This window comes from Sulfitobacter sp. UBA1132 (assembly GCF_002311545.1).
In the GTDB taxonomy this organism is placed as follows: Bacteria; Pseudomonadota; Alphaproteobacteria; order Rhodobacterales; family Rhodobacteraceae; genus Sulfitobacter; species Sulfitobacter pontiacus.
The window spans coordinates 1-13,329 of sequence record NZ_DCAN01000005.1 but is presented as its reverse complement, the minus strand read 5'-3'; the positions used below and the strand labels follow the sequence as shown (position 1 = coordinate 13,329).

Annotated in this window: 12 protein-coding genes and 1 pseudogene; 9 read left to right on the top strand and 4 right to left on the bottom strand. The window is 60.0% G+C overall.

Going from position 1 to position 13,329, the window contains the following annotated elements; genetic code table 11:
• The first annotated feature begins 53 nt into the window (after positions 1–53).
• From ccoG to B4F27_RS02945, 5 genes are all read left to right on the top strand, one after another.
• Complete coding sequence (gene ccoG, locus B4F27_RS02965) at positions 54–1,661, top strand: cytochrome c oxidase accessory protein CcoG (RefSeq protein WP_286758822.1); 1,608 nt, start codon at positions 54–56, stop codon at positions 1,659–1,661.
• A complete protein-coding gene (locus B4F27_RS02960; RefSeq protein ID WP_286758821.1) occupies positions 1,642–2,112 on the top strand; it encodes a FixH family protein in 471 nt (156 codons plus the stop codon). The genes ccoG and B4F27_RS02960 overlap by 20 nt, the downstream gene beginning before the upstream one ends.
• Positions 2,109–4,229, top strand: coding sequence for a heavy metal translocating P-type ATPase (locus B4F27_RS02955; protein ID WP_286758820.1), 2,121 nt, complete (start codon positions 2,109–2,111; stop codon positions 4,227–4,229). Before B4F27_RS02960 ends, B4F27_RS02955 begins: the two co-directional genes overlap by 4 nt.
• Positions 4,226–4,390 (top strand): cbb3-type cytochrome oxidase assembly protein CcoS, encoded by a 165-nt coding sequence (gene ccoS / locus B4F27_RS02950; protein ID WP_286758819.1) that lies wholly within the window; start codon positions 4,226–4,228, stop codon positions 4,388–4,390. Before B4F27_RS02955 ends, ccoS begins: the two co-directional genes overlap by 4 nt.
• A gap of 154 nt (positions 4,391–4,544) precedes the next feature.
• On the top strand, positions 4,545–5,366 hold the full coding sequence (locus tag B4F27_RS02945; RefSeq protein WP_349676269.1) for a glycosyltransferase family 25 protein: 822 nt from the start codon (positions 4,545–4,547) through the stop codon (positions 5,364–5,366).
• A gap of 5 nt (positions 5,367–5,371) precedes the next feature.
• On the opposite strand, the gene B4F27_RS02940 is transcribed toward B4F27_RS02945, so the two are convergent.
• The 3 genes from B4F27_RS02940 to B4F27_RS02930 form a co-directional block, all read right to left on the bottom strand.
• The gene (locus tag B4F27_RS02940) at positions 5,372–6,160 is read right to left on the bottom strand and encodes a hypothetical protein (protein ID WP_286758818.1); all 789 of its coding nucleotides are present in this window, start codon (positions 6,158–6,160) and stop codon (positions 5,372–5,374) included.
• Positions 6,126–6,971 (bottom strand): glycosyltransferase family 25 protein, encoded by an 846-nt coding sequence (locus B4F27_RS02935; RefSeq protein ID WP_286758817.1) that lies wholly within the window; start codon positions 6,969–6,971, stop codon positions 6,126–6,128. The genes B4F27_RS02940 and B4F27_RS02935 overlap by 35 nt, the downstream gene beginning before the upstream one ends.
• A 308-nt stretch (positions 6,972–7,279) precedes the next feature.
• Positions 7,280–8,440 carry a glycosyltransferase gene (locus B4F27_RS02930; RefSeq protein ID WP_286758816.1) on the bottom strand — a complete coding sequence of 387 codons (1,161 nt, stop codon included), beginning with the start codon at positions 8,438–8,440 and terminating at the stop codon, positions 7,280–7,282.
• A gap of 181 nt (positions 8,441–8,621) precedes the next feature.
• On the opposite strand from B4F27_RS02930, the gene hmgA reads away from it, so the two are divergent.
• From hmgA to B4F27_RS02910, 4 genes are all read left to right on the top strand, one after another.
• Positions 8,622–9,983 (top strand): homogentisate 1,2-dioxygenase, encoded by a 1,362-nt coding sequence (gene hmgA, locus B4F27_RS02925; RefSeq protein WP_009824410.1) that lies wholly within the window; start codon positions 8,622–8,624, stop codon positions 9,981–9,983.
• A gap of 140 nt (positions 9,984–10,123) precedes the next feature.
• Complete coding sequence (locus B4F27_RS02920) at positions 10,124–11,074, top strand: MBL fold metallo-hydrolase (protein WP_005848911.1); 951 nt, start codon at positions 10,124–10,126, stop codon at positions 11,072–11,074.
• 23 nt (positions 11,075–11,097) lie between these two features.
• Positions 11,098–12,723 (top strand): FAD-dependent oxidoreductase, encoded by a 1,626-nt coding sequence (locus B4F27_RS02915; protein WP_286758815.1) that lies wholly within the window; start codon positions 11,098–11,100, stop codon positions 12,721–12,723.
• A 2-nt stretch (positions 12,724–12,725) separates the two neighbouring features.
• Complete coding sequence (locus B4F27_RS02910; protein WP_074636951.1) at positions 12,726–12,908, top strand: DUF2783 domain-containing protein; 183 nt, start codon at positions 12,726–12,728, stop codon at positions 12,906–12,908.
• 164 nt (positions 12,909–13,072) lie between these two features.
• On the opposite strand, the pseudogene B4F27_RS02905 reads toward B4F27_RS02910, so the two are convergent.
• Positions 13,073–13,294 (bottom strand): annotated as a pseudogene (locus B4F27_RS02905) (transposase); the annotation flags it as partial.
• Positions 13,295–13,329: the final 35 nt, after the last annotated feature.

Genomic DNA, 13,329 nt, shown 5'->3' with positions numbered 1-13,329 from the left:
GCCTGCGCCCCACGGGTGTAGGCCGCAAGACGTAACCCCGGAGCCACCCGCCCATGTCCAACGCCGCCCCCCCGCTTTTCGCCGCGCGCGAGCCGATCTTCCCCCGCCGGGTGAGCGGCTTTTTCCGCCGGCTGAAATGGGTGATCCTGATCCTCACGCTGGGGGTCTACTACGTCACCCCGTGGCTCCGTTGGGACCGAGGGCCGAACCTGCCGGATCAGGCGGTTCTGGTCGATCTTGCGAACCGCCGTTTCCATTTCTTCTGGATCGAGATCTGGCCGCACGAATTCTATTTCGTCGCCGGACTGCTGATCATGGCGGGACTGGGGCTGTTCCTGTTTACCTCTGCCTTGGGTCGGGTCTGGTGTGGCTATGCCTGCCCGCAAACCGTCTGGTCTGACCTCTTCATGACTGTGGAGCGCTGGATCGAGGGCGACCGCAACGCCCGCATTCGCCTACACAATGCGCCGTGGAGCCTACGCAAGGCGCGGTTGCGGGGGGCGAAATGGGCGGTCTGGTTGCTGATCGCGGTGGCGACGGGCGGGGCTTGGGTCTTTTACTTTGCCGATGCGCCCCGTCTCGCGCGCGACCTCGTGACCCTGCAAGCCGCCCCCGTGGCCTATGCCACCATCGCCGTGCTCACCGCCACGACCTTTATCTTTGGCGGCTTCATGCGCGAACAAATCTGCATCTACATGTGCCCCTGGCCCCGCATCCAAGGCGCGATGATGGACCCCGGCACGCTGACCGTCGGCTACCGCAAATGGCGGGGGGAGCCGCGCGGGAAGGGTGGGGTGAAACGCCAGCAAGCCGCCGCCGCCGCGATTGGCAGCGGCGATGCCGTGGCGCGCTATGGTGCCGCGCTGGACATAAACTCCGCCGGAGACCGCCAGTCGCGCAGCGGCGACGTGCTGGGGGATTGTATCGATTGCAACGCCTGTGTCGCCGTCTGCCCGATGGGGATCGACATCCGCGAGGGTCAGCAGATGGAGTGTATTACCTGCGCCCTCTGCATCGACGCCTGTGACGATGTGATGGCCAAGATCGGGCGGCCACGGGGGCTGATCGACTATCTCGCGCTGGATGACGAACCGCCAACCGCCCCGCTACAAAGCGCCGCAGTCGCGGGGTTTGCAGAAGCCCCCGCCGGTGACGTTGCCGATGCCAAGCTGCCCCCGTGGCAGCCCAAGCCGCTTTGGCAGCATGTCTTTCGACCCCGCACGATTGTGTACACGACGGCATGGGCCGCCATTGGTGTGGCGCTGGTCGTAGCGCTGTTCATCCGGCCCGAGATCGACATGACCATCGCGCCGGTGCGCAACCCGACCTTTGTCACCCTGTCGGACGGGTCCATCCGCAACGCCTATGACATCCGCCTGCGCAACAAACACACCGAAGCGCGGGATTTCAGAGTGTCGCTGGTGGCCGACAGTCCTTTGGAACTGGCGGTAGAGGGCGCAAGTAACGCCGTGGTCAACGTGCCCGCTGACACCAGCCGGTTGCAACGTGTCTATGTGATCGCCCCGCCGCAGACCCCCGCGGCCCGCGCGCAGCGCAGTGATCTGCGCCTTTGGGTCGAAGATGTCACTTCGGGCGAGCGGGCCTATGGCAATACAATTTTCAACGGAAAGGAAGGATCTGATGAGCGCAGTACAGACTGAACGCCCGCTGACCGGCTGGCACGTGCTGGCGATGTTTATCGGCGGCTTTTCGATCATCATCTCGGTGAACCTCGCGCTGGCGTTCAACGCGGTGCGGACTTTCCCCGGCAAAGAGACCGAGTCGAGCTATGTCGCCTCGCAGAACTTCGATACCGACCGCGCCGCACAGGAAGCTTTGGGCTGGACCGTGCGGACGGCGCTGACCGACACGACGCTTACGCTCTCTGTGACAGATGGGGGCAATCGCGTGGTAAGGCCCAAGATCATCTTTGCCACATTGGGGCGCGCGACGACGGTGGCGGATGACATCGCGCCGGAGTTCAGCTGGGACGGCAGCGCATGGGTCGCCCCCGTCACGTCGGGCCCCGGCAACTGGAACCTGCGGATAGAGATGCGGGCCGCTGACGGCACGCTCTTTCGGCGCCGCATCCCGCTGCGGGGCCTGCGATGACTGTCGCTGCCTGTCCGGGCTGTATCGCGCTGGCCCCATCGGTCGACACCGCGAAGAAGGGCGCGGCCGACACCGAGGCGGCGGTCTACCTTGCGCTGCCGCAGATCCGCTGTGCCGCCTGCATTGCGGGGGTCGAAGGAGTTTTGGCCAAGCTGCCCTCTGTAAAAGCGGCCAGAGTAAACCTGAGCGCCAAGCGGGTTCGCCTTGTGCTCGCCCCCGGGTGTGACGCCAGCACCGCCCTTCAGGCCTTGAACGACGCAGGTTTTGACGCGCATGAACTGGACGCGACCGCCCTGCGCCCCGCCAATGACGACGCGGGGCGGCGCCTGCTGGCCCGTGCTGCGGTGGCGGGCTTTGCGATGATGAATGTGATGGCGATCTCTGTCGCGGTCTGGTCGGGGGCCGGGGATGTGACACGGGTGATGTTCCACTGGGTCTCGGCCGCGATAGCACTGCCCGCCCTCGCATTTTCTGCGGTGCCTTTCTTTGCCTCGGCATGGGGGGCCTTGCGGGCGGGGCGGATGAACATGGATGTCCCCATTGCGTTGGCGATCCTGCTGGCCGCTGCGACATCGCTTTATGAAACCTTTGCGGCACGCGGGGCGCATACATGGTTTGATGCCGCGCTGTCGCTCACGTTTTTCTTGCTGGTGGGGCGGTATCTTGAACACCGCGCGCGGGCGACGGCGCGTTCTGCCGCAGCAGAGCTGACGGCGCTGGAGCTGCCGCGCGCCACCCGACTGACCGCGACAGGGCGCGAAACCGTGGATGTCGCCATGCTGATGCCAGACGACCGGATCGCATTGGCCGCAGGGGCCCGTGCGCCTGTGGACGGCATAGCTGAAACCGCCGCAATGGTGGACCGCTCTGCCCTGACCGGAGAGGCGGACCCCGTCGCTTTGGCGGCAGGGGATCTGGTCTGCGCGGGCGAAGTGATCCTTGGTGCACCGCTGACACTGCGGGCCACGCATCGTGCCGAAGACAGCACCCTGCGCCGTTTGGCGGCCCTCGTCGATGTCGCAGAGACCGGCAAGCACCGCTACAGCGGCATCGCGGACCGCGCCGCACGGCTTTATGCGCCGGTGGTGCATGGTTTGGCCGCGGTGGCTTTCGCGGTCTGGTGGGCACTGACGGGGGATCTGCATCACGCCATTGCGGTGGCCACCGCGACGTTGATCATTACCTGCCCCTGCGCCTTGGCGCTTGCCATTCCGGCGGTCACGGCGGCAATGACGGGGCGGTTGTTCCGTGCGGGCGTGCTGCTGAAATCGCCCACGGCGCTGGAACGGCTGGCTGACATCGACACGGTCGTTTTTGACAAAACCGGCACGCTGACCGAAGGGGTGGCTGTTCTTCCCGCGCTTGATTCCGACGCCGCGTCAGTTGCCTTGAGCCTGGCCCAAGCGTCGAACCACCCCGCGTCCCGTGCGCTCGCGGCATCCCTTGCGGGGCAGGCTCCTGCCGAGTTGCGCGACGTGGTCGAGGTCGCAGGAAAGGGGGTCACCGCCCTTTGGAATGGTCTGCCCGTGGGGCTGGTGCGCGGAGAGGACGGGCCCGAGCTTCATCTGCCCGATCGGTGCATCCCCCTGCCGCTGACCGAGACCCCGCGCCCCGGCACTGCCGCGTTGATCGCCGCGCTTCGCGCCGGCGGGTGGCAGGTCGCGATGATCACCGGCGACACATCGGCCCGCGCCGCCGCCCTTGCCGCAAAGCTTGGGATTGATCAGATACATGCCGGTGTCTTGCCGCACGAGAAAGTCGATCTGGTGCGTGGTATGACAGAACAGGGCAGGCGGGTGCTGATGGTGGGTGACGGGCTGAATGACACCGCAGCGCTTGCCGCCGCACATGCATCGCTCGCCCCCGGTTCAGCGCTGGACGCGGCGAGGGTCGCCTCGGACGGGGTCATTCTGGGTGGCACTTTAGGTACCGTCGCGCAGACCCTGATGCTTGCACGTCGGGCGCGCAGCCGCATCAAGCAGAACCTCGCCCTCGCCGTCGCCTATAACTGCGTGGCGATCCCGGTCGCGGTCATGGGCTTTGCCACACCGCTGATGGCGGCGGCGGTCATGTCTTCGTCCTCCATCCTTGTCGTCCTGAATGCGTTGCGACGATGAATATTCTGATTGTCCTGATCCCCGTTTCCATATGCCTTGGCGCAGCAGGGCTGATCGCCTGTCTGTGGACATTGCGCAGTGGTCAGTACGAAGACCTGGATGGTGATGCTGCGCGTATCTTGCTGGAGGATGACATAAGTGTTGAAGGTGAAGAGGGGTAGAGCTGGGCTGAGGACGCATGTCACAGCCTACCACGCAGCAGCGGATGTGATGGCCGCTCCCATCCTCGGCCCCATTAGGATCACCGGGGGCGAGAATAATCATCTTAGATTGCCGTGTGAGGTGACTGTTGATAGAAGCCGGTAGTCGCACGCCATCTGTCCGGAGGGGCTCCTCATACTGTCGATCATCATCAACGTCGCTTCGGCTCGGGACCGTATGGCCTTTATGGCGCAACAGATGGATGCGCTTGGCCTGCCCTATGAGCGGCTCGAAGCCGTTACCCCCGATGCGCAGAGCGGATCGCATAACGCGGCCTATTGGGCCAGCTGGCAACGCCCCCTTAAGGAAACCGAGAAAGCTTGTTTTCTGAGCCACGTCGCCGCATGGGAGCGTGTTGCGGCTTTGGGGGAACCTGCGTTGATCCTTGAGGACGATGTCGTGCTTTCTCGTGCGACGCAGGTATTGCTCAAGTCCTGTCGCGGGCTGGTGGATGTCGACCATCTGACGCTTGAGGTACGCCAGCGTCGGAAGATTGTCGCCAAAGACGCACAACCGCTGACAGACGACCACGTTATGCGCCGTCTCTATCAGGATCGCAGCGGTGCCGCCGCATATGTGCTATGGCCGTCAGGGGCGGCAAAACTGTTGCAGCGTGCAAAAACACAGGCAGCACTTGCCGATGCGATGATCTGTGGTGCTTACGAGCTTAAGAGCTATCAGGTCGAACCGGCCTGCGCGATCCAGATCGACCAAGCGGAGGCTTACGGCGTTGCTGTCGGGCTTAAGACACATTCGCTGATCGGGGCCGGTGTGCCGACACGGCAGCCAAGCACCGCGAGGTTCAAGCTGCGCCGCATCGCCGCCCAACTTCGCATGGGCATGCAAGCCTTGCTTCATGCCGTGGACGCCGAACGCCGCGAGATATCACTGATGCCTGCCGAGTTTTATACGGCCCCCCAAGAGCCGCGGCGCTAAGCCCTTTACCACCAGCTAGTTTTTTCCCGTTTGTGCTGTGCCTTAAAACGCGCAAATGCGGTGTCATTGATCTGCAGCCGTGCCCAGATTTCCTGAAAAATGGGCCCGACGGGATCAAGCGCCATAAACGGTTCCATCCTCCAGACCATATTGCGCAGGGTGTCATCCGTTCCGACGGTAAAGCAGGACATTCCTTCGAAAAGCGGGATGAGCCGGTGTTGAACATCCTCGACATGTGCCGGAGCCATCGTGGTGTCCAAGGTATCCGTCAGATACCGTTCACTTTCGTACATTTTAACTGTGTTAACGACCGCGCTGGTCATCATGGCAACCGCGCGCACTGCCATATCGCTATCATGGGCCGCAAATGTGTCGGTGGCTGAGACAAGCCAGCGGATATTCAGTTTCTCGCGCAGGAAATCCCCCTCGGCCATCCACAGGGTGCGGAATTTTTGATAGGTTTCAGCCAGGTTGTGGTCGCGCCGGATCAGCACGATCAACTCTGCATGATAAAGCAGCAGCGCAGACTGCCCCGAAAATTCCGTCCTTAGATTTTGCAGATGCAGGTCGATGGATTTCGCTGACCCTCGCGTCTGAACCGGATCGCCCGCGTCAATCATCGTCGCTTTGAGCTCGGCTAGATTATGTTCCGCCGCCGCATGCCTGCGCGCCCCCCAGCGTTTGCGATGCTGGTTGAGGGATAAAAACCGTCTAAGCCGTCCGGGTTTCTTTCGCATTGGTCTCGCTTTTCCTATCGGGTTAGTGGCGCAACACTCCGTAAAGACGCAGTACATCAAACCGCCGACGTAGTCTTCGGCTTTTTAGGAAGGGTCTGAGAAGCCGGTATTTCAGTGCCATCTTCCCTTGGTCAAAGCGCCCCGGAATATCGGAGTCCTTGTCAGTTTGCGTCACAATAGGTCGGGCTAAAAAGCCCTGCCGCAGCATGCCCGGGGCATGCCGCCAAACGAGATCGATCGGAAAGAAGAGGTGCTCGGAGGTCTGCAGAAACGCCTCTGCCGCACGACGTGAAACGATGTACCCGCTTCCCAGTAGCGGTGCCGGATCACATTCACACGCCACATGGCCGTTGGGGAGCGGATGAAGGTGAAAAATCCGCCAACGCCTACGCCATTCAAGCCTGCGCCATAGGCGACGCCGTGACCGTTCAAACACCGTTGGGCGTGTTCTAACTGCGTCGTTCGCAAGTTGACTGAGTGTCTCTTCATCCAGCGTGTAGGTGTAAGGCGCGTTAGAGGAGAGATTCAAGAAATCCAGGCCAAGGCCGGGCATTTGCTTCTGAACCATCTCCAAATCCGGTGCGATATCAATATCATCTTCAAGGATCAGTGCATATTCTTCGTCTGTTTCAAGAAACTGCCGCCAAACGGCGATGTGCGAGGCGGCACATGCGATCTCGCCACGCACGGGCTGTTTTTTTTGATTAATTACGAATAAGTGTCGATTAACATCAGGCAGTTTCGCATCTTCGTCCTGCCCGTCGACGGCGCGGAAGATTTTGAATGGCAACCCTAGTTCAGCCATCTTTCGCGAAACTTCCGACAGTCGATCAGGGCGCCGCTTTAGGTTGATCAGGTAAGTATCCACAGAGTTCCTCGTTATTTAGAACTGGACAGTATCCAGTACCTTTATTTTTCCAGCTAGAGCTTGTGTGGCCAAAACCTTGATCGGACCAGATATTGTTAGGTACCCCTTAGGATACGACTTCAGGTTGTTGGTCAAGATCACTCATAGACGCCACATATCTGGTATTCACGAGGCATTCCCCACTTTCAGGCGCAACAACCCGTGACCGGACTACGAAAGCTATGTATCGCGTGGGCATATTGAGTGCGGAGTATTAAGCCCCAAGGACGTCACACCGTCTTGTCGTCAAATGTTTCCGGACACATCCATCAAGCGCTGAGGCTCATATAAGCGCGGGTCACGGCCTTGGCATCGAACTTTTCGGGGAAGTCGATCCTGAAGCGCTCCGGGTTGTCTGAGGCTTCCGTCATTCGGGCTGAAAGCGCTTCGATATTATCGGCTGGTGACACGAGATTTGGTGTGGGCAGTATTTCAGCCGGCCCCGAGGGGCAATCCGTGCTGATGACGGGGACACCAAGGACAATCGCTTCGAGGATTGTCATGTTCAGCCCTTCATATTCCGACGATACAACCATGAATTTTGCCGCTTTGATCAACGGGAACGGGTTTTTCTGGAAGCCCACAAAATGCACGCGGTCCGCGATGCCCAAAGAATGCGCCAATGCTTTGGTTTCTTCCAGCAAGGGGCCGGTTCCGACAAGCAGCAGGTCATACGGGGTCTTTGCCTGCGCATATGCATGTAGCAGACGATCGTGGCGCTTGGCTTTTTTGAACTTGCCTACGTTGACGATATAGTCCTTCCGGCGCGGCACCGGTTCACCGGCCTGCCGTTGGATCAACGCCGGTTCAACCGGGTTATAGATTGTGCGCGTCTCGAGCGATTGACCAAAAAGCGCCTGCATGTCCTCTTCGACGCCTTTGCTGACGCAGATACATTTTTTTCCGCTGTAGACGCAGCGCAGTTTTTCCAGCTCCGCGTTTTGCTGACCCCCCAGGGCATATTCATGTGACGCAGTGCTGTGCATGACAAAGTGAACATTCGGCAGTTGGCTGTGCGAGAGGATGAGATCAACTGGGAACAGATTAGAGAGAACGAGGTTAGGCACACCTATATGTTTTTTGACAAACCTGTCGAAAGCCATGGCCGCGACTTTGCCCCGGATTTTGCGCGGCAGTGAACGCCAAAGCCGATATGGAAACCTGTGAATTGGCACCTCAGGGTCGAGATCGTGATCGATGTCGTCTTTAAAAACAACGATGTGTGCTTGGTGGCCCATGGCATTCATAGTGCGGGCCAAGGTCTGAACAACGCGCTCTGCACCACCGCCCTGTAGGCTGAAAACAGCGAGAACTATCGTTTTCATATATTCTTCTCCAATACGCGCTTTGGGCGTTGCATAGACCAAACGGTAGATAATGCGCACGGGCGTTGTGAAGTCCAGAACGGTTTTTGCAAGGTGTCTTGCCAAGCGGGCCTATCTGTTAGGGGCATGTCCGGTGGCTTCAGTTGGGCCGACATTGGCGCGGCGGAACTGGCGCCAGATGTTTTAGCCATCCCTTGCACCCCATCATGCCGCAGCGCTAAAAAACCGGTTGTTAGTTACAAATGCAACCTTTAGGCAATCGCTAGTGGAACGCGAGGAGCCGAGTATGACTGTCGAAAAACATCCGACCCGTATGACCCAAGCCCCGTCTCTTCCCGGGGCCAACGCCGGATATATGCCGGGCTTCGGGAATGATTTCGAGACAGAAGCGCTGCCGGATGCCTTGCCGCAAGGGATGAACAGCCCGCAAAAATGCAACTACGGGCTTTATGGTGAGCAGCTTAGCGGGACTGCCTTTACGGCGCCAAGCCATCAGAACGAACGTACCTGGTGCTACCGCATTCGCCCGTCGGTCAAACACTCGCACCGGTATCACAAGATTGATCTGCCGCTTTGGAAATCCGCGCCCAACATTGTCGCGGATGTCACGAGCCTTGGGCAATATCGCTGGGATCCGCTGCCGCACACAGACACGCCGCTGACATGGCTGACGGGGATGCGCACGATGACGACGGCGGGGGATGTCCATACGCAGGTCGGCATGGCGACCCATGTGTATCTTGTGAATGCCTCCATGGTTGATGCGTATTTCTATTCTGCCGACAGCGAGATGCTGATCGTCCCGCAGGAAGGTCGCCTTCGGTTTTCGACTGAACTGGGGATCATTGATATCGCGCCGCAGGAAATCGCGATCATTCCGCGGGGGCTGGTCTACCGTGTCGAAGTGCTTGAAGGGCCGTGCCGCGGGTTTGTCTGCGAGAACTACGGCCAAAAGTTCGAGCTGCCTAATCGTGGGCCGATCGGGGCCAACTGCATGGCCAACCCGCGCGATTTCAAAGCACCCGTTGCTGCGTTTGAAGACCGCGAAGTCCCCTCTACCGTGACGGTGAAATGGTGCGGGGAATTTCATGAAACCAAGATCGGGCAGTCACCGCTTGATGTGGTGGCATGGCACGGGAACTACGCGCCGGTGAAATATGATCTGCGCACCTATTGCCCCGTGGGGGCGGTGCTGTTCGACCATCCTGACCCGTCGATCTTTACCGTTCTCACCGCGCCCTCCGGTGTCGAAGGGACGGCGAATATCGACTTTGTCTTGTTCCGGGAACGCTGGATGGTGGCGGAAGATACGTTCCGCCCGCCGTGGTATCACAAGAATATCATGTCCGAATTGATGGGCAATATTTACGGCCAGTATGACGCGAAGCCCAAAGGCTTTATTCCCGGCGGGATCAGCTTGCACAATATGATGCTGCCGCACGGGCCTGATCGTAATGCCTTCGAGGGGGCCTCCAACGCAGAGCTGACGGCTCAAAAGCTCGACAATACGATGTCGTTCATGTTCGAGACCCGCTTCCCGCAGCAACTCACGAAATTCGCCGGACAGGAGGCCCCCTTGCAGGATGATTACATCGATTGCTGGGCGGACATCGAAAAGAAGTTCGACGGGACCCCGGGCAAGAAATGAAGCGGGTCTCCGACCGGTGAAGGCACAACGTTGACCCGGCGCGGTGCCGCAGGGCGCAACGGGTATCAGGTGGGGTCGGACAGGTGCCAAAGCACCGTTCGATCCGCAAAAAAATTCCCCAAAGTAAAAGGACCAAAACCATGGCAAAAGCATTCGCATCCCAAGGGGATATGACAGAAAAGAAAGTCACCTTCGACGAAGTCGGCGAGGGCCTGTGGGCCTTCACCGCGGAAGGCGACCCGAATTCGGGCGTGATCATCGGCGATGACAGCGTCATGATTGTAGAGGCACAGGCGACGCCGCGTCTGGCCAATAAGGTCATCGAGAAGGTGCGCGAAGTCACCGACAAGCCGATCAGCCATGTGGTGCTGACCCATTATCACGCGGTGCGCGTGTTGGGGGCCTCTGCTTATGGGGCACAGCAGATCATCATGTCCGACGTTGCCCGCGCGATGGTCGAGGAACGCGGCCAGGAAGATTGGGACAGCGAATTCCAACGCTTTCCCCGGTTGTTCGAGGGGCATGAATCAATCCCCGGGCTGACCTACCCGACCACCACATTCAGCGACAGCATGACCGTCTATCTGGGCAAACGTCGTGTTGATATCAAACATATCGGCCGCGCCCATACGGCGGGTGATGCGGTGATCCATGTGCCGGATCAGAACGTCATGTTCACCGGCGACATCGTTGAGGATCATTCGGCCTGCTATTGCGGCGACGGATACTTCGGCGACTGGGGGCAAACGCTCGATAACATCAAGGCTTATGACGTGGATGCGATCGCACCGGGTCGGGGGGGCGCCTTGATCGGCAAAGACGCCGTTGAACGGGCGATTGAAAGCACGCGTGATTTCGTCGAAAGCACCTTCAAGCCGGCGCAGCGGGTCGCCATGAAAGGCGGCACGTTGAAAGAGGCATGGGATGCGGTGCGCGCGGAATGCGACCCGAAGTTCAAGGATTACGCGATCTACGAGCACTGCCTGCCGTTCAACGTCAGCCGCGCCTTCGACGAGGCCCGCGGCATCTGGCATCCGCGTATCTGGACAGACAAGCGCGATCTGGAAATGTGGGCGCAGTTGCAGGGCTAAGGCTAGGTCTGGGAGGGCAAACCATGGTCGATATGCGCTATGATCTCGCGTTCAAACTTTACCCCTACCAAAAGGGTGCGGATCAGGATCTTGCCCCCCGGCGTCACCCTGTGGTGATCGTCGGGGGCGGGCCCATCGGGATGGCGCTGGCGCTTGATCTTGGGCGCAAGGGCACGCCTGTTGTGGTATTGGATGATCATGAAGGGGTCGGACAGGGCAGTCGCGCCATCTGTTTTGCGAAACGCACGCTCGAGATCTGCGACCGCCTTGGCGCGGGCAAAGCGATGATCGACAAGGGCGTTCAGTGGAACGTCGGCAAGGTGTTTCATGGCGATGAAAGGGTGTTCGAATTCAACCTGCAACCCGAAGACGGCCATAAGGCTCCGGCGTTTATCAACCTGCAACAGCCCTATTTCGAGAAATACCTCGTGGATGAAATCCGTGTGGCGCAATCTGACGGCGCGCCCATTGAAATCCGCGGGCGCAACGCGGTCACGGGTGTGACACCGCAGGGCGATCACGTGGTGCTGGATATCAACACACCCGACGGCCCCTACCAGCTTGAGGCCGACTGGCTGGTCGCTTGCGATGGCGCACGGTCTCCCACGCGCGAGATGCTGGGCCTGAGCTTTGAGGGCCGCGTGTTCGAGGATAATTTCCTGATTGCTGACGTGAAGATGAAGGCCGATTTCCCGACCGAACGCTGGTTCTGGTTCGAGCCGCCCTTCAAAGGCAGCGGCGCGTCGGCGCTTTTACACAAGCAGCCCGATGACATTTGGCGGATCGATTTCCAACTGGGGTGGGACATTGACCGCGCCAAGGAACTCAAGCCCGAAAATATCCGCGCCCGCGTGGATGCCATGTTGGGCGAGGGGGCGGAATACGAGCTCGAATGGACCTCGATCTACACGTTCCAATGTCGGCGTATGGAAAAGTTTCGACACGGCAGGGTGCTCTTTGCGGGCGACAGCGCGCATCAGGTCTCTCCCTTCGGGGCGCGGGGGGCCAACTCCGGCGTGCAGGACGCGGACAATCTGGCGTGGAAACTTGATCTGGTGATCAAGGGCTTGGCACCCGACCGCCTGCTGGACAGCTATTCGCAAGAACGGGTCCACGGGGCTGACGAGAATATCCTGAACTCCACCCGCGCAACGGACTTTCTCACCCCGAAGACAGAGATGAGCAAGATTTTCCGTAATGCGGTGTTGAGCCTCGCACACCGTCACGCATTTGCACGGCCCTTGGTGAATTCCGGTCGTTTGTCTGTGCCATGTGTCTATGATGGGCTGTCACTGAACGGCCCCGATGCGCTGAATGGCCCCGCGACAAGCCGTGTCGGCGCCACCTGCAACGACGCGCCCTTGAGGGACGGCTTCTTGCTGGACGTTGTGGGCGGCGTGTTCACTGTTCTGGCGATCAATACCGGCCCGCCCGCGCTGGCCGAGGTCGACGGGGTCACGGTAAACACCGTCACGCTGAACACGCAAACCGACGATCCCAGCGGAGCCATTGCGGTACGCTACCTCGGCGACACGCCCTGCGGCATCTACCTGATCCGCCCGGACCAGCATGTCGCCGCACGGTGGGCCCGCGCAAGCGCCGCAGACATCCGGTCAGCCGTAAGCATCGCAACAGGAAAGGGGCAGTAACGATGGGGCTCAACCTTCAACCGAACATCAAGGATCCGGACGGGTTCTATGATGAATTGCTTTGCGCACATGAAGGGCGAAGCAAGGACGAAAGCGACGCATTCAACGCCCGCCTGATCCTCATCCTCGCGAACCATATCGGTGACAGAGAAACCCTGCGCGCAGCATTGGCCGCCGCCAGATAGGGGCGCCTGGCGTCTGAAGCCGCGTCGATACGTGGGATGCTATCGCTGACGTTCGTTGTCGCCGGCGAGAGAAGATACAGTTCTCGTCTAATGAGACGCGTTCCCTGTCGCCTTTTGTAAGCGATACCTGAACCGCGACCCTTGTTGGGATCAGGGTAGGGGCGTCATCGCATTTCCTCCAATATCTTTTCGCGGAAGACTTCGGCTGGCGTCTTCCATCCAAGACACTTGCGCGGCGTGTTGTTGAGGCGATCACAGATCACCTTCATATCGTGATCTGTGCATTGCCGGATGTCGCGTTTGCGGGGCAGCCACCTTCGAAGGCGTCGGTTCGTGTTCTCGACTGTGCCTTTCTGCCAGGGGCTGGAGGGGTCGCAAAACATGGGGTAATCGCTCGGTCACTCCGCGTTTCGTCATGGCA